Source organism: Metapseudomonas phytobenefica (assembly GCF_043392685.1).
Classification (GTDB): domain Bacteria; phylum Pseudomonadota; class Gammaproteobacteria; order Pseudomonadales; family Pseudomonadaceae; genus Metapseudomonas.
Genome location: NZ_JBHZGM010000039.1, coordinates 1 through 15,668 on the forward strand (window position 1 = coordinate 1; position 15,668 = coordinate 15,668).

Here is a 15,668-nt window from a genome sequence, read left to right on the forward strand (position 1 = left end):
CTTGGACTGGTGTCGATACTGGATACGATCACTCGGCTTAGCCGTATGACCTGAACCGCCGTATACGGAACCGTACGTACGGTGGTGTGAGAGGACGGAGGCCGCGAGGCCTCCTCCTACTCGATTTCAATAGTGGGGCGGTGGCGCCTCATCCTCGCTCGATCCGAACTGACTGAGCAGTTCCTCCTGGCGCCTGGCCAGGGCCGTCACCTGGAGTTGCAGGTGATCCACCAGACGCTGCTGCTCGACCAGGATGTCGTTGAGGGTCTGGATGGTGTCGTCCTGGAAGGCCAGCCGGCTCTCCAGATCAGTTATGCGCATTTCCAGGCTCATGGCTCATTCCTCCACAAAGCGGAAATCATCGGCCAGCACCAGGCGCAGCTTGGCGCGAATCGCAGCCACCTGTTCGGGGGAGTAGGCCACCGCCGGATGACGTCCCCAGACCGGCGCCGGCCAGGCCGCATCCTCACGTCGACGCACGATCACATGCATGTGCAACTGGCTGACCACATTGCCGAGGGTTGCGATGTTCATCTTGTCGGCACCGAAGGTGTCCTTGAGGGTCTCGGCAAGAAAAGTGGTTTCCTCCCAGAGCTGACGCTGCTCGTCGACCCCGAGCTGGAACAGCTCGCTGACCTCTTCGCGACGCGGAACCAGGATGAACCACGGGTATTGGGCGTCATTCATCAACAGCAGCCGGCACAGCGGAAAATCACCGATGGGCAGGGTGTCCTGCTGAAGTCTTGGGTCCAGGGCGAACATACTGGCCTCTCCTGTTCGACTGTAGGAAATTCGAGATTAGCACCCCCGGCCTCACGACCGGCACGGGCGCGCGCAGCATAGCCAAGACGAGCGGCGAGCGGAACTCGCTCACGGGTACCGCCTATATAGAGGAAGCCTTCGTCACCACGCGCACCAGGATCGCGCACCATTAACATTTCGTTACCTACCACCACACCCAGGTTACGCACCACCTGTCATGGCACGGGTTGGCGGCGTTCTCGAGCCATTCAGACAGTGCCTGTCAATAGCCATCCAATACGCAAAGTGCCTCATTTCAGGGCAGTGGATTTTCGTATCAGGCGCGCCTGGATCAAGCACTGGAAGCGCGGTAACGAGCGTGCCCTGTGGCAAATGACCGTTTTCTTTACGGGCCCAAGCGTTCGCGCACACTTTTTGCTAGGCAGATGCCAGGCCACACGCGGGAACGACAACCAAAACAATGAAAGCCCACCCGAAACGGGCCTCGGATACATAGGGGTTGAATGGATGCAAGAGCGAACCTATAGATATGCGACACACTTCTTCTCGATTTGCGACAGCACTGTGAAGAAATCGTAAGGACAAGGTTTCAACTATCGCCAATATTGTCGCCGTGCTATAAGTTAGCGCCGACACAAAAAGAAAGAACCGCCTTCACGTTAATAAGAAAGCGGCGAGAATCTTCAAAACCAAAGGAGCAATCACAATGCAAGTGATGAAGTGGAGCGCACTGGCTCTGGCCGTGACCGCCGGTAGCATGCAGTTGGCATTCGCCAGCGCCCAGGAAGAGTCCAATGGCTTCGTAGAAGACAGCGACCTGACTCTGCTGAACAAGAACTTCGCGTTCTACCGAGACTTCCGTGATAACCCCAGAACCAACGACGACGGTACCATCAACCAGAGCTACCGTAACGAGTGGGCGCATGGCATGAGCCTGATGTATTCGTCCGGCTTCACCCAGGGCACTGTCGGCTTCGGCGTTGACGCCCACGGCATGCTGGGCCTGAAGCTGAACAGCGGTGGCGGCACCAATGGTACTGGCCTGCTGCCGATCGGCGACGACGGCAAAGCCGCGGACGATTACTCCTACGCTGGCGGCGCCGTCAAGATGCAGGTGTCCAACACCCAGCTGAAGTACGGCAACCTGTTCCCGACTGCTCCGGTATTCGCCACCGGTACCGCTCGCCTGTTCCCGGGCTCCGCTGAAGGCTTCCAGCTGACCAGCAGCGAGATCGAAGGCCTGAACATTGACGCCGGCCACTTCACCTCCATCCGTGACGGCAGCGTTTCCACCAACCGCCACGGCGAAATCACTACCACTTACGCTGGTGTCGCTAGCAATAGCGCCGACTATGTAGGCGGCTCCTACTCCTTCAACGACAACGTCAGCGCCAGCCTGTACGGTGGTGAACTGGAAGACGTCTGGCGTCAGTACTACGGCAACCTGAACTGGAACATTCCGTTCAGCGATGCCCAGGCCCTGAACCTGGACTTCAACATCTACCGCACCTCGGACAAGGGCAAGTCCCTGGCCGGCGACATCGACGGCACCATCTGGTCCGCAGCTGCCGCCTACTCCATCGGCGCCCACAAGTTCACCCTGGCCTACCAGCGCAACAACGCCGACACTCCGTTCGACTACATCTCCATGGACGGCGGCAACTCCGGCGACTCCATCTTCCTGGCCAACTCCGTTCAGTACTCCGACTTCAACGGCCCGGGCGAGAAGTCCTGGCAGGCTCGCTACGACCTGAACATGGCTGAGTACGGCGTTCCGGGCCTGAGCTTCATGGTTCGCTACATCACCGGTGACGATGTGGATGGCAGCAAGGCTCAACAAGGCGGAGCCTTCTTCGCGCGCAATGACGATACCGGCGAGTTCGAGCAAGCTATCGGCAATGACGGCAAAGAGTGGGAACGCGACATCGAAGCCAAGTACGTGGTACAGGAAGGTCCGGCCAAGGATCTGTCCATTCGCCTGCGTCACGCCACCTGGCGTGGCAACAGCGATATGGGCTTCTTCGGCTCGCAAGGCGGCACTGCCTCGGACGAAATCCGTGTAATCACCGAGTACCCGCTGGATATCCTGTAATATCCCCTGCGTATACCTAAGTGATGAAAGGAACCCGGCCTAGGCCGGGTTTCTTTTTGGATGGAAGAACTTGACTCCCGAGTTGATCAAAACACCATCAGACAACTGCTCAAACTTTAATCAAACAATGGCAACGCATAAGTGCCAGTCACATGGGCGACGAGATCCTCTTGCGCCCCTTGCGAATAAAGTGAAACTTCACATACCGCCTGACGACGACCGAGTTTAAGAATCCTCGCCTCTGCAAGCAGATCTACAGCTTTGGGTCGAGCCAGGAAGTTGATGTTCAAGTTGGACGTCACCGCCATTTCGACTTTACCCAGGCGTCCCAACACCACCGCATACATGGCAGCATCGGCCAGTGCCATGATGGTCGGACCGGACAAGGTTCCTCCCGGTCGCACCAACCTGGGCTGGAAGGGCACGCGCGCCAGCGCACCCTGTTCGTCCATCCGCTCGATCCGAAGGTCGATGTCTTCCGCCATCGGCACCCCATGGCGAATGAGTGCCTCCACTTGCTCCGCTGTCAGACTCACTACGTCGCCCTCCTCCCTCCGCCGGACCACAATCCTGTACGCCACTTGATCAGCGCCGTACAATGCCGAGCCATTCAACCCCATCGCAACCGACAAAACGGCCAAACATGCGTACCAGTCAGTACCTGCTGTCTACCCTCAAGGAAACCCCCACCGATGCCGTGGTGATCAGCCACCAGTTGCTGCTGCGCGCCGGCATGATCCGCAAGCTCGCCTCCGGCCTCTACACCTGGCTGCCAATGGGCCTGCGTGTGCTGCGCAAGGTCGAGGCGGTGGTCCGCGAAGAAATGAACGCCGCTGGTGCGCTGGAAGTATTGATGCCCGCCGTGCAGCCCGCCGAACTGTGGCAGGAGTCCGGCCGCTGGCAGCAGTACGGTCCTGAACTGCTGCGCCTGAAGGATCGCCATGAGCGCGAGTTCTGCGTCGGTCCGACCCACGAAGAAGTCATCACCGACCTGGCGCGCAATGAGCTGAACAGCTACAAACAGCTGCCGGTCAACTTCTACCAGATCCAGACCAAGTTCCGTGACGAGATCCGTCCGCGCTTCGGCCTGATGCGCGGACGCGAGTTCGTGATGAAGGATGCCTATTCCTTCCACATGAGCCAGGAATCGCTGCAGGAAACCTATGACCGCATGCACCAGGCGTACTGCAACGTGTTCAGCCGCCTGGGCTTGGATTTCCGCCCCGTACTGGCCGATACCGGCTCTATCGGCGGCACCGGTTCCCACGAATTCCACGTGCTGGCCGAGTCCGGTGAAGACGACATCGCCTTCAGCGACAGCTCCGATTACGCCGCCAACGTCGAGAAGGCCGAGGCCCTGCCCCGCGAGACCGAGCGCCCCGCACCGAGCCAGGAGCTGAAGCTGGTCGACACCCCGAACACCAAGACCATCGCCGACCTGGTGGAAAACTTCGGCCTGCCGATCGAGAAGACCATCAAGACCCTGGTGGTCCATGGTGCAGAAGAAGGCACCCTGGTGGCGCTGATCATTCGTGGCGACCACGAACTGAACGAAATCAAGGCGGCCAACCTGCCCCAGGTCGCCAACCCGCTGGTGTTCGCCAGCGAAGCCGAACTGCGCCAGGCCATCGGCGCCGGTGCCGGATCCCTCGGCCCGCTGAACCTGCCGCTGGCCTGCATCGTCGACCGTTCGGTTGCCCTGATGAGCGATTTCGCCATCGGCGCCAACATCGACGACAAGCACTACTTCGGCGTGAACTGGGAGCGCGACCTGCCGCTGCCGGAAGTCGCCGACCTGCGTAACGTGGTCGCCGGTGACCCGAGCCCGGACGGCAAGGGCACCCTGGTGATCAAGCGCGGCATCGAAGTGGGCCACATCTTCCAGCTGGGCACCAAGTACAGCGAAGCCATGAAGCTGAACGTGCTGAGCGAGCAGGGCAAGCCGGTAACCCTGATCATGGGCTGCTACGGCATCGGCGTGTCCCGCGTGGTGGCCGCCGCCATCGAGCAGAACTATGACGAACGCGGCATCCTCTGGCCGGAGGCCCTGGCGCCCTTCCAGGTCGCCCTGGTGCCGCTCAAGTACGAGACTCCGGCAGTCAGGGAAGCGACCGACAAGCTCTACGCCGAGCTGCGTGCCGCGGGCATCGATGTGCTGCTGGACGACCGTGACAAGAAGACTAGCCCCGGCGTGAAATTCGCCGACATGGAACTGATCGGCATTCCGCACCGCATCGTGGTGAGCGAGCGTGGCCTGGCCGAAGGCAACCTGGAATACAAGAGCCGCCGCGAAAGCGACAGTCAGGCTGTGCCGGTCGCCGAACTCCTGTCCTTCATCACCGCCCGCGTGAAACGCTGATTCAAGAAAATGTCCAAGCGTAGTTCCCATTACCTCGTCGGCGCCGCCTTGTGCGGCGCCCTCTTCGTCAGCGGCTGTGCCAACCATCTGCCGCAGCGCAGCGAGCACGAAGAGCGAGTCGAGCGCAAACTGCTCAATCACAGCTTGCAGATCGAGGTGGGCGATCCCCAGGTCCTGGAACTGCCGCAACGACGCATCCGTATCAACGAGCAGAAGACCTTTGAAGTCACCGAGTTCGAAGTCAGCCGTCGCTACGACCGCTACACCCCCTACCAGCCCTGGCGGGAACTCTACGAGGTACCGCTGGGTGCGGTAGCAGTGGTCGCTGGCGTCGGCGCCAACGTGCTCAATGTGGTATTGCTCGGCAGCCTGCCGGACACCGCCACCAAGGACTGGATCAGCTACGGCTTCGCCGGCCTCAACCCGGCGATGAACGTCGAGTCCAATGGCCGTTCCGAGCAGAATCTGGCCAGCCTCGACGAGAAACAGATGGACAAGCGCATGGAATACTCCAGCACGCCCTGGGCGGAGCGTCCGGTGCTGGTCAAGTTGGGCAACCACACCCATGAGCTGCTCACCGATCGCCATGGCATCCTGCGCCTCAACCTGCTGGATGGCCCCTTTGCCGACCAGGACATCAGCCGTATCGGCAAGCTCCAGCTGAGTGTCGAAGATCCCAGCGACAGCGTCCGCGCCGAAGCCAGCCTTGGCATCAGCCACGACCTGCGCGGCAAGCTGACGGAGGCCCATGCGCTGATCTTCGAAGACCTCGAGGACGATGAAGTCCCGCAGTGGGTCCACCGCGTCAAGCGCCTGTCGGAACTGGGCCTGGAAGAAGAAGCCAGCGAACTGGAACAGAGCCTGATCGAGCTGACCCGCAACGATCCGGAACTGCAGCAGGAGTTTCTCCAGTCGCTGCTGAAGGACGCCGGGCGCCTGGCAGCCGACCCGGGCGATTCTGACTGAGTGAATCCGGGAGCGAGCGCATCTCGCTCCCGCCTCGCGGCATCAGCGCCGCACGATGAAGCCGGTAATCCCCTGTAGTGGTTGTTCCTGCAGCTCGACGCCGGTCACCTTTGCCTCGGCCGGTCCCTGCTCCAGCCAGCCGGCCAATTCGCACACCGCGTCTTCCTCCCCCTCCATGAGCACCTCGACCCGGCCATCCGCCAGGTTGCGCACCCAGCCATCCAGCTCCAGGCGCTCGGCCTGTTCCTGGGTCGACTGGCGGTAATAGACTCCCTGGACCTTGCCGCTCACGTAGCCGTGCAAACAGATTCTCGCCATACCGCTAGCCTCCCTTGCGCAGTTCTTCGAGGCGGGTGGTGAGGCCGGCAGCGGTTTGCTCCCCCATCAGGCGCTCCCGCAGTTTCCCCTGGGCATCGATGATGTAGGTCACAGGCAACGCCTCGCTCCGGGGCAGGTCGTAACGCTTGGATGGGTCCTCCGCCAGTACGGTGAACTTGATGCCCATCTTCTGCGTTGCCTGGCCAAGCTCGTCGCCCTGCAACCCATCGAAATTGACGCCCAACACTTTCACGCCCTTGTCCTTCTGCTGCTCTGCGAGGGCGTTCAGCTCGGGAATTTCCGTGCGACAGGGCACGCACCATTCGGCCCAGTAATTGATGACCAGCCACTGGCCTTCGAGGCGCTCAACCGTTACCTTCTGCCCATTCTGATCGACGCCCACGTCGTCCGAGCAGCCGGCCAGGAGCAGGCCGGCGCCCATCAGAACGAACGCCCCTATTACAGCCTGGAGTCGCGATCCCATGCATTCGGTCCTCGTGTACGCGGGGTTGATATGACGCTGGATGCCCTGCGCCTGGAAGTGCCGGACATCCTGGAAGAGAACAGCACTCCACTGGCGAGCGTGCCGACGCTCCTCGCACAAGCGCGCCAACTCCCTCAGGATAGTGCCCTTCAGCAGCTCCTGACTCATTTGTTCAGGCTCAACCGCAGCGCTCTGACCTTACTCGAAAGGCAACGTGCGCTGCAAAGCTTCAGCGAGGAGTTCCGCCACTACACCCTGGCCGTCCAGGACCGGGCTGGTCCGTCCAGCCTCTTCGTCACGCTCTGCAACGAACTGGCCTGCGGCTTCAAACGCCTGTTGCTGCAGATTCTCCAGGGTCACCAGCCGTCGCGCCCGCACCTGGCCTGGTGCCTGTACATGGCCCAGCACTTTCTCGCCCAGACCCAGATGCGCCACTACCAGCGCTATCAGGAGCCCAACCCTGGGCTCTGGCGCGACAGCCATCTGCTGTACTGGATCGGCGAGCACCAGCGTTGCCTGGACGAACCGGTGGCTGCCGCCTTCGTCCCCACACCGGCCAATACCCTGCGCGGGCTCTACCAGCAGATGCTGCTGCTCGCCCTGAGCAATCCATTCCACCTGAGCGAAGGCGAATGCCCGCTGCTGTTCGGCGCCCTGGCGCCGGTCGCCGGCCTGGCGCGGCTGCTGCCGTGGGATGAGGACGACGAGAACAGCAGCCCGACCGTCGACCTGACCGAGTCCCAGCCCTGCCTGCCGCTGGACCAGAAGCCCGATGGCGCCAATATCTATCTGCGCCGCTTTGAATTGGGCGCCCTGCTGATTGCACTACATGAGCCCTCGCCGCTACGCAGCGAGAGCGAACACGAGCTCCTGCAAAGGGTCCACCGGTACTGGCTGGGACGACAGCAACGCCGCCACCCCCGCACCGAGCAATCTGGCAACTGCCAGTTGGCGGTGGGCCTGTGCGCCATCCATGCCGATCTGCTGACACAACATCCCGGCCGCTATAGCGCGCAGATGCTCGATACCAGCCCCGGCGGCGCCCGCCTGCTCTGCCACAGTGACCTGGCGAGCCAGTTACCGGTAGGCCAACTGGTTCTGGTGCAGACCCAGAGCACACCGGTTCTCGCGCTGGTGCGCTGGCGCTACCAGAACACCGAGGGCCTGCACCTTGGCGTGCGCTACCTCAAGGGCCTTTCCCGCCCGGTGTGGCTGCGCCGCGCGCCCAGCGCCCAGACACACCCCGGCGTCCTGCAAAGCACGCCCGAGCCCGGCAATGGCTGGCATCACGAACTCTGGCTGCCGGGCAAGCAATTTGTCGAAGGGGAGAATCTCTGGCTGCAGCTGGCCAGCGTCCACAACCAGGCCATCGTCCCGCTACCGGCCCCCAATCTCTGCACCTCACTGGTGGCGCGCTATCCCCTGCAGCTTGCCTGAGTAGCCAAACTGCGAGGCGGGTCACGCCAGTCGGCGGCCAAGGCGCACAGTTCGTATGGAAATGGCTGCTTATAATCCAGTGCCACCGGTACGCACGTACCTTTTCCAGCCTGGATGCCCTATGCAACAGCACGACAGCCTGATCGGCCCGGTTCCCGCCCGCGTCGTCGAAGTCGCCCGCTCCACCCTCACCGCCTTCGATGGCCGGGTGGCGGATTTCAACGTGGCGGCCTGGCTGCACCTGCCGGGCATCACGGGCCTGCCCGTTTCACTGATGGTGGCCTATATGGATGGCAGCCAGCGCCGCGAGGTTGCCGTGGATCACGGCAAGCTCAACCCCAAGGGCAAGATCCTGCTGTCGGGCGTCGCCCGCCTGCCGTTCAAGCACAAGGTCGAACAGATGCAGGTGCGCCTGCGCGCCGCCGTTCCGATCAAGGGGTTGCTGGTGGAAGAACTCTTCGTACAGGCGGTGGAACTGGCCGAGCCGGCCAAGCGCCAGGCCCGCGCCTAAAACCGGATTCAGCCCGGGAGCGCGCGATTGCCCTCAATGGGCTTCCGTTCGGTTTCGTCCTGTTCTTCCTGCACGGCCTGTGGGGCCAGGGATTCCGGCCAGTGACGGAATTTCAGCCCGGTCACCCGGTTCAGGCCCTCCAGCGCCCGTTGCGGTGCACGCTTGTGCAAATGAATCAGTTTGTCTTTCGCGGTACCCATCGCTTCCGTCCCCTGGCCATCGTTTTGATAGCATCTTCCCTGTCTTAGCCATAAACATGCCAATCATCCAGGCCTGTCGGTGCATGGACCGTAGCGGAGTTTCCCTGGTTCACCCGTGAGAGCAGTGACAATTTTCGTCAGTCGTTTCCCGGCTTGAGCCATTGCGCCAGGCTGCCGCCGAACAGGGCCTGCTGCTCTTCCTGGAGCAACTCCAACGCCTTGCGCAGCGGCGGATACCAGGCTTCATCCAGTTGCTCGGGCAACTGACCCGGCCGGGGCAGCGGCCAGGGCAGATGGACGAGCAACTGATGGAGACTGTAACCACCGAGATCACGGCAGAGCACCCAGGTAGCTCCGCTGGCGCGGCACACCAGATGCTGGCTTTCCAGCAGCTCCATCATCTCCAGCCATTCATCCTCCGGCAGGTGCCAGCCGGCGCGCTGCACGTCCAGGTGGCGCACCGGCATGCCACGCATCTGGCGATCGTGGAACACCCGCAGGATGCCCAGCAGCACCAGCAGGCGGGGCAGCGCCCGACGGCGCCAGTGCCAGGGCGTGGAAAGGTTGCAGACCAGTTCGGCGCCGAACAGTACGATCACCCAGGACAGGTAGATCCACAGCAGGAACAGCGGCACCGTCGCGAAGGCGCCATAGATCAGCTGGTAGCCGGGAAAGAGGCTGACATAGAGGCCGAACAGCGCCTTGGCCGCCTCGAACAGCAGCGCGGTGAAGACGCCGCCTGCCAAGGCGTGGCGCACCGGCACCCGCGCATTGGGCACGGCTGCATAGATCAGGGTGAAGGCGGCGATGCTGGACAGCAGCGGCGTGAAGCCGAGCAGGGTCTTGGCGCCGATCAGCGCATCCGGACCGGAAATCAGCGACAGCGAGGTGATGTAAGTGCTTACGGCGAACCCGGCGCCCAACAGCAGCGGGCCGAGACTGAGGATCGCCCAGTAAAGCAGGAAACTGGAGACGCCCCGGCGCGGCTGACGCACCCGCCAGATGGTGTTGAAGGCCTTTTCGATGGTGACCAGCATCATGAAGGCCGTCACCACCAGCAGGCCGACACCGACCCAGGTCAGGTGCCGCGCCTGCACCGTGAAGCCACGCAGGTACTCCTGCAGGGTTTCCCCGGTGGACGGTACGAAGTTGTGGAAGATGAAGCTCTGGATCTGCTCGCCGGTGCCCTGGAAGGCCGGAATGGCCGAGAGCATGGTGAAGGTCACCGTCATCATCGGCACCACGGCGAACAGGCTGGTGTAGGTCAGGGCCGCAGCGCTGTTGGTGCCACGATCGGCAATGAACCGCTGTAGCAGGAAGCGCCAGAATTCGACGATGTCGGTGAGGCGTTGGCGCATTCCATCTCCTTGATTCTTATCGGCCCGGCCCGGCTCAGCAGACCGCAAGCGCGCTGCACGGTTCAGGCGGGCACCACGACGCGGTTAGAATAGCCGCCTCGACCAAGCCCATGCGACCCCCGACATGACTGAACTGACCCTCTACCACAACCCGCGCTGCTCCAAGTCCCGTGGTGCCCTGGAACTGCTGGAAGCCCGCGACCTGGCCCCCAACATAGTGCGTTACCTGGAAACCCCGCCCAGCGCCGCCGAGCTGCGAGACCTGCTGGCCAAGCTGGGTTTGACCGCCCGCCAGCTGCTGCGCACCGGTGAAGACGAATACAAGGCCCTTGGCCTGGACGACGCCAGCCTCTCGGAAGAACAGCTGATCGCCGCCATGACCGCCCACCCCAAGCTGATCGAACGCCCCATTCTGATCGCCGGTGACAAGGCCGTGGTCGGCCGTCCGCCGGAGAAGGTGCTGGAGATCCTGCCTTGAGCGCGCCCTACATCCTGGTCCTCTACTACAGCCGCCACGGCGCCACCGCCGAGATGGCCCGGCAGATCGCCCGTGGCGTCGAGCTGACCGGCCTGGAAGCACGCCTGCGCACCGTGCCGGCGGTGTCGACCGAATGCGAAGCGGTCGCCCCGGACATCCCTGCCGATGGAGCCCTCTACGCCACCCTGGACGACCTGCGCTACTGCGCCGGCCTGGTCATGGGCAGCCCCACCCGCTTCGGCAACATGGCAGCGCCGCTGAAATACTTCCTCGACGGCACCAGTAGCCTCTGGCTCACCGGCGAGCTGGTGGGCAAGCCAGCCGCGGTGTTCACCTCCACCGCCAGCCTGCATGGCGGCCAGGAAACCACCCTGCTGTCGATGCTGCTGCCACTGATGCACCACGGCATGCTGGTCACCGGCCTGCCCTACAGCGAACCGGCACTGCTGGAAACCCGCGGCGGCGGCACGCCCTATGGCGCCAGCCACCACGCCGGAGCCGATGGCAAGCGTCCGCTGGACGAACACGAAATCGCCCTGTGCCGCGCCCTGGGCCAACGCCTGGCGCAAACCGCCCAGCGCCTGGAGGCTCCGCGTGGCTAAAAAAACCAAGAAACTGCCGGAACTGGACTGGCTGGCGCCACGCATGTCGGCCAGCCGGGTAGTCAGTCTGGTGAGTTTCATCGCCCTGGCCGTGTTGCTGGCGGTGAATACCCTGTTCTTCGCCGACCTGCACGGCGCGCGGACCTGGGTGGTGCTGGCCATCCTGCTGGTTCCCCTGGCGCTGCTCGCCCCCGGCATGATCCTCGGCAACGCCCGCGCCCACGCCTGGGCCTGCTTCGTGGTGAACCTCTACTTCATCCAGGGCGTACTCGCCGCCATCGACCCGGCGCGCAGCCTGTTCGGCTGGCTGGAAGCCGGCCTCAGCCTGCTGCTGTTCTGCGCGGCGCTGCTCTACACGCGCTGGCGCTTCCAGTACAACCGCAAGCTCGCCGGGGAGTGATTCCCGCCCAGCCATGAAAAAGCCCGGACTTCGATCCGGGCTTTTTCATTGGACGGCTGGCTGGAAATGCGAGGCTACCAGCCGAAAATTTCCTTGAGGAACGGAATGGTCAGCTTGCGCTGGGCCTGGAGCGAGGCCTGATCGAGGATGTCCAGCAAATCGAACAGCAGGTTCATGCTGCGCGGGCCACGGGTGAGGATGAAACGCCCCACTTCGTCGGTCAGGTGCAGGCCGCGACGCGAAGCGCGCAGTTGCAGGGCACGCAGCTTGTCCTCGTCGGACAGCGCATGCAGCTGGAACACCAGCGCCAGGGTCAGGCGCGATTTCAGGTCCGGCAGCTTCACACCCAGCTCGCGAGGCGACTTGCTGGCCGACAACAGCAGCTTGCGGCCGGCATCACGCAGGCGGTTGAACAGGTGGAACAGCCCCTCTTCCCACTCCGGGCGCCCGGCCAGGGCATGCAGGTCGTCCAGGCACACCAGCTCGCACTGCTCCAGGTTGTCGAAGACTTCGGGGCCGTAGTGCACCAGTTCGTCCATGGGCAGGTAGATGGCCTGCTCGTCGCGCTGCTCGAACCGCAGGCAAGCGGCCTGGAGCAGGTGACTGCGTCCCGCCCCCTCGCCACCCCAGAGGTAGATCAGGCTTTCGGTCCAGCCGGCATCGGGCTCGCACAGGCGCTCGACATAGCCAAGAGCCGCGGCATTGGCGCCGGGATAGAAGTTGGCGAAGGTGGCGTCGTCACGCAGACGCACACTCAGGGGAAGCTGGATCGGTGTCATGCCGTACTGGGAGGGTCGTCGGGACCGCTACTCGACTGTCCGTAAAGGTCGGAAAGTTTATAGAAATCATGCGCATGGCGCAGCAAAACCATGATGATCGCTGCCACGGGCAGGGCCAGCAGCACGCCGGTGAAGCCAAACAGCTGGCCGCCGGCAAGTATCGCAAAGATCACTGCCACCGGGTGAAGTCCGATGCGATCGCCCACCAGCAGCGGCGTCAGCAGCATACCTTCGAGCAATTGCCCCACACTGAATACGGCTACAACGCCGATCAGCGGATAGAGTTCGAAGCCGCCGAACTGAAACAGCGCAGCAATCAGTGCGGCACCGAAACCGACCACGAAGCCCATGTAGGGCACGATACTGGCCAGCCCCGCCAGCAGGCCGATCAGCAAGCCCAGGTCCAGCCCCACCAGCATCAGGCCGACGGCGTAGATCAGCCCCAGCGCCAGCATCACCAGCAACTGGCCGCGCAGGAAGGCGCCCAGCACTTCATGGCATTCCCCCACCAGCCCGACCACATAGGATTCGCGGTTGCGCGGCAGCAGGCCACGCAGCTTGGCCACCATCAGGTCCCAGTCGCGTAGCAGGTAGAAGCCCACCACGGGAACCAGCAACAGGTTGCCCAGCCAGCCCAGCAGCGCCAGGCCGGATGCGGTGACGCTCGCCAGCAGGGTGCCGGCGATGTCGGTGGTCTGGCCGAGATGGCCGGTGATCACGGCCTTGAGCCGATCGACACGCCAGAAGTCGCCGGGCAGGCCAAGCTGCGCCTGGACCCAGGGCAGCGCGCTCTGCTGCAACCAGTCGAGCATCTGCGGCGCCACTTCATAGAGGCGGAACAGCTGGCGGCCGAGCATGGGCAGCAATACCAGTAACAGTGCCAGCAGGATCAGGCCGAACAGGCCGAATACCAGCACCACGCCCCAGGTGCGCGACAGGCCGAGCCGCTCCAGGCGATCCACCAGCGGGTCGCCGAGGTAGGCCAGCAACATGCCCACCAGGAAGGGAGAAAGCACCGGATGCAGCTGGTAGATCAGCCAGCCCAGAAACAGCAAGCCACCCAGCCAGAGCCAGCGGCGCGAGTCGGTCATATCAGGCCCTCATCCTTGCGTAGCGATATTTCCGTCCCCAATCCCAGACGTATTGGGCCCCACTGCACAACGTCACCACCAATACCAGCCAGCTCAACGGCCAGCGTAGCCACGCCAGGACCGGCGCCAAGCTGAACTCCAGCAGCAGACAGACAACCAGCAGCATCTGCAGCAGCGTACTCAACTTGCCCAGCCGGCTCGGTGAGAACTCCGCCGGCCCCGCCATCATGCGGTACAGCCCGGCCCCCAGCAGGATCACCAGGTCGCGCAGGAACACCACCAGCGCCAGCCACAGCGGCACGACCTGGGTAATGGTCAGGCAGATGAAACTGGTCACCAGCAGAAGCTTGTCGGCCAGGGGGTCGAGCAGGGAGCCGAAGCGGCTGGTCCAGCCGAAACGCCGGGCAAGGAAACCGTCCAGGGCATCGGAACCACCGGCGATGGCGAACAGCACCAGCGCCTGGCCATGCCGTTCGGACAGCAGCAACCCGGCAATGGGAAAAACCAGTGCCAGGCGCAGCAGAGTCAACAGATTGGGCAACTGGTGCATGGCATCCCCGTTCCGGGTAGGGCGCCAGTTTACGCCCGCTACCAGCGGAAGCGCAGCACGTTGTCGCGCGGCACCACCTGGGGCGCCGCAGCCGCCTGGGGATCAGCGGCAGGAGCCGGGGCCTCGGGCGGCGCTTCCTGGAGCCCGGCCAGGGCCAGTTGGGCACGCAGCTGCTCGGGGCTGGCGTTGACCTGGTACTCCAGGCGGTCGCCCTCGACCTTGAGCAGGCGGGCGCCGAAGGGTTCCAGCAGGCGCGACAGTTCGGCGTAGCGGGTCAGATTGGCGCCCCGCACTTCCAGCTCCAGGTTCTGCCCGGCACCGGGCGCCACCACGAAGCGCGTTGCCAGACGCTGGCTCACCGCGGACATCACGGCATCGGCCAGCGCGGCATTGTCAGCGCCCTCAGCGGTGCCCTGCTCGCGGCTGTCGCCCAGCCACAGGCGCCATTGCGCCTGCCACTTGCCATCGGCCTCGCTGGCATCGACCGCCAGCAGGGCATCGGCGTCGTAGCGCTCGGAAGCCTGGGTCAGCGCACCGGGCTGGGCGGATGTCAGTTGCTCGGGCGTCGCCAACAACTGTTCTTCGAGGTCGGCGAGCGGCAGGCGCAGCGGCAGGCCGCGATTCTGTGCAGCCTGACGCAGGGGCGTCGCGGCGTCCTGGCCGTCGCCCACCAGGCTGTTGCCGCCTTCTCCGGAACGGTTCAGCCACCAGGCCAGGATAGCCGGGCGATTGGCGCTCCACAGCGGGATACCGGCCCGGCGCAGGGTACGTTCGGTGGTGATGGGGTCGAAGTCCACCACCAGCACCTTGCCTTCATAGCCGTACTGGCTGATGAGTTGTTGCGGGTCCTTGCGCACGGCTTCCAGAGCCGGGCTCTGGGCGGCGTTGGCGTCCCCGGACAGGCGCAGCACCAGGGTTTCCAGAGCACGCACCAGGGCCTGGTTACGCTCCTCCGGCTGCTGCGAAGCGACAGGTTCACGAACCTGATAGAGGTTGTTGACCGTCTCGGCCTGGACCGAAAGACCGGACAGCGTCAGGCAGAGCAGTACAGCTTGAGCGAGCAGGCGCATGGTGGAATCCCTGTAGGAAAACAGATGCAGCATAGGCCGCAGTCGAAGGGCTATACCTTAATCAGCCGCCTGCCCCGGGGCAACGCGCGCGTTTTCCGGTTCTTTTCGCCGGGACCGACCGCTGCCGATGGCTGCTACCGGGCAAGCCTGATAAAATCGCGCGCCTTCGCAAACCGGCAGCCAGACTTGCCGGTCGATCCTCGAATTTCCC

The 15,668-nt window shown here is 63.5% G+C and carries 19 protein-coding genes; 8 read left to right on the forward strand and 11 right to left on the reverse strand.

Going from position 1 to position 15,668, the window contains the following annotated elements; translation table 11 throughout:
* Positions 1 to 126: 126 nt before the first annotated feature.
* Both ACFW0B_RS22920 and ACFW0B_RS22925 read right to left on the reverse strand, forming a co-directional pair.
* The gene (locus ACFW0B_RS22920) at positions 127 to 333 is read right to left on the reverse strand and encodes a SlyX family protein (RefSeq protein ID WP_449151278.1); all 207 of its coding nucleotides are present in this window, start codon (positions 331 to 333) and stop codon (positions 127 to 129) included.
* A gap of 3 nt (positions 334 to 336) precedes the next feature.
* Entirely contained in the window at positions 337 to 762 is a 426-nt protein-coding gene (locus ACFW0B_RS22925) for an HIT family protein (protein WP_449151279.1), read from the reverse strand.
* Between the two features lie 706 nt (positions 763 to 1,468).
* On the opposite strand from ACFW0B_RS22925, the gene ACFW0B_RS22930 reads away from it, so the two are divergent.
* Positions 1,469 to 2,854, forward strand: a complete 1,386-nt coding sequence (locus ACFW0B_RS22930) for an OprD family porin (RefSeq protein ID WP_449151280.1) — start codon at positions 1,469 to 1,471, stop codon at positions 2,852 to 2,854.
* A 116-nt stretch (positions 2,855 to 2,970) separates the two neighbouring features.
* Here the strand turns inward: ACFW0B_RS22930 and ACFW0B_RS22935 are convergent, their stop codons facing one another.
* Positions 2,971 to 3,384 (reverse strand): PaaI family thioesterase, encoded by a 414-nt coding sequence (locus tag ACFW0B_RS22935; RefSeq protein WP_449151324.1) that lies wholly within the window; start codon positions 3,382 to 3,384, stop codon positions 2,971 to 2,973.
* A 113-nt stretch (positions 3,385 to 3,497) separates the two neighbouring features.
* On the opposite strand from ACFW0B_RS22935, the gene ACFW0B_RS22940 reads away from it, so the two are divergent.
* Positions 3,498 to 5,213 (forward strand): proline--tRNA ligase, encoded by a 1,716-nt coding sequence (locus ACFW0B_RS22940; protein ID WP_449151281.1) that lies wholly within the window; start codon positions 3,498 to 3,500, stop codon positions 5,211 to 5,213.
* 9 nt (positions 5,214 to 5,222) lie between these two features.
* Complete coding sequence (locus ACFW0B_RS22945; RefSeq protein WP_449151282.1) at positions 5,223 to 6,179, forward strand: hypothetical protein; 957 nt, start codon at positions 5,223 to 5,225, stop codon at positions 6,177 to 6,179.
* A 42-nt stretch (positions 6,180 to 6,221) separates the two neighbouring features.
* Here the strand turns inward: ACFW0B_RS22945 and ACFW0B_RS22950 are convergent, their stop codons facing one another.
* Both ACFW0B_RS22950 and ACFW0B_RS22955 read right to left on the reverse strand, forming a co-directional pair.
* On the reverse strand, positions 6,222 to 6,497 hold the full coding sequence (locus ACFW0B_RS22950) for an acylphosphatase (RefSeq protein ID WP_449151283.1): 276 nt from the start codon (positions 6,495 to 6,497) through the stop codon (positions 6,222 to 6,224).
* 4 nt (positions 6,498 to 6,501) lie between these two features.
* On the reverse strand, positions 6,502 to 6,981 hold the full coding sequence (locus ACFW0B_RS22955; RefSeq protein WP_449151284.1) for a TlpA disulfide reductase family protein: 480 nt from the start codon (positions 6,979 to 6,981) through the stop codon (positions 6,502 to 6,504).
* 30 nt (positions 6,982 to 7,011) lie between these two features.
* Here ACFW0B_RS22955 and ACFW0B_RS22960 point away from each other — a divergent pair, with 30 nt between their 5' ends.
* Together ACFW0B_RS22960 and ACFW0B_RS22965 are read left to right on the forward strand one after the other, a co-directional pair.
* Positions 7,012 to 8,418: a PilZ domain-containing protein gene (locus ACFW0B_RS22960; protein WP_449151285.1), complete on the forward strand. Its 1,407-nt coding sequence runs from the start codon at positions 7,012 to 7,014 to the stop codon at positions 8,416 to 8,418.
* Positions 8,419 to 8,539: 121 nt separating this feature from the next.
* Complete coding sequence (locus ACFW0B_RS22965) at positions 8,540 to 8,929, forward strand: hypothetical protein (RefSeq protein ID WP_449151286.1); 390 nt, start codon at positions 8,540 to 8,542, stop codon at positions 8,927 to 8,929.
* A gap of 8 nt (positions 8,930 to 8,937) precedes the next feature.
* Here ACFW0B_RS22965 and ACFW0B_RS22970 read toward each other — a convergent pair whose 3' ends face one another.
* Positions 8,938 to 9,129: a hypothetical protein gene (locus ACFW0B_RS22970; RefSeq protein WP_449151287.1), complete on the reverse strand. Its 192-nt coding sequence runs from the start codon at positions 9,127 to 9,129 to the stop codon at positions 8,938 to 8,940.
* Positions 9,130 to 9,266: 137 nt separating this feature from the next.
* Positions 9,267 to 10,487, reverse strand: a complete 1,221-nt coding sequence (locus tag ACFW0B_RS22975) for a virulence factor BrkB family protein (RefSeq protein WP_449151288.1) — start codon at positions 10,485 to 10,487, stop codon at positions 9,267 to 9,269.
* A gap of 124 nt (positions 10,488 to 10,611) precedes the next feature.
* Here ACFW0B_RS22975 and arsC point away from each other — a divergent pair, with 124 nt between their 5' ends.
* From arsC to ACFW0B_RS22990, 3 genes are read left to right on the forward strand one after another with little or no spacing between them, the layout of a single operon-like run.
* Positions 10,612 to 10,965 carry an arsenate reductase (glutaredoxin) gene (gene arsC, locus ACFW0B_RS22980; protein ID WP_449151289.1) on the forward strand — a complete coding sequence of 118 codons (354 nt, stop codon included), beginning with the start codon at positions 10,612 to 10,614 and terminating at the stop codon, positions 10,963 to 10,965.
* Entirely contained in the window at positions 10,962 to 11,567 is a 606-nt protein-coding gene (gene wrbA / locus ACFW0B_RS22985) for an NAD(P)H:quinone oxidoreductase (RefSeq protein ID WP_449151290.1), read from the forward strand. The genes arsC and wrbA overlap by 4 nt, the downstream gene beginning before the upstream one ends.
* Positions 11,560 to 11,967 (forward strand): DUF2069 domain-containing protein, encoded by a 408-nt coding sequence (locus ACFW0B_RS22990; RefSeq protein WP_449151291.1) that lies wholly within the window; start codon positions 11,560 to 11,562, stop codon positions 11,965 to 11,967. Before wrbA ends, ACFW0B_RS22990 begins: the two co-directional genes overlap by 8 nt.
* Before the next feature lie 74 nt (positions 11,968 to 12,041).
* Here ACFW0B_RS22990 and hda read toward each other — a convergent pair whose 3' ends face one another.
* Genes hda through ACFW0B_RS23010 form a run of 4 tightly spaced genes read right to left on the reverse strand, consistent with a single transcriptional unit; the run spans position 12,042 to position 15,457 of the window.
* Complete coding sequence (gene hda / locus ACFW0B_RS22995; RefSeq protein ID WP_044873840.1) at positions 12,042 to 12,746, reverse strand: DnaA regulatory inactivator Hda; 705 nt, start codon at positions 12,744 to 12,746, stop codon at positions 12,042 to 12,044.
* Complete coding sequence (locus ACFW0B_RS23000; protein ID WP_449151292.1) at positions 12,743 to 13,837, reverse strand: AI-2E family transporter; 1,095 nt, start codon at positions 13,835 to 13,837, stop codon at positions 12,743 to 12,745. Before ACFW0B_RS23000 ends, hda begins: the two co-directional genes overlap by 4 nt.
* A gap of 1 nt (position 13,838) precedes the next feature.
* Entirely contained in the window at positions 13,839 to 14,387 is a 549-nt protein-coding gene (gene pgsA / locus ACFW0B_RS23005) for a CDP-diacylglycerol--glycerol-3-phosphate 3-phosphatidyltransferase (RefSeq protein WP_449151293.1), read from the reverse strand.
* A gap of 38 nt (positions 14,388 to 14,425) precedes the next feature.
* Positions 14,426 to 15,457 (reverse strand): DUF2066 domain-containing protein, encoded by a 1,032-nt coding sequence (locus tag ACFW0B_RS23010; protein WP_449151294.1) that lies wholly within the window; start codon positions 15,455 to 15,457, stop codon positions 14,426 to 14,428.
* Positions 15,458 to 15,668 lie beyond the last annotated feature (211 nt).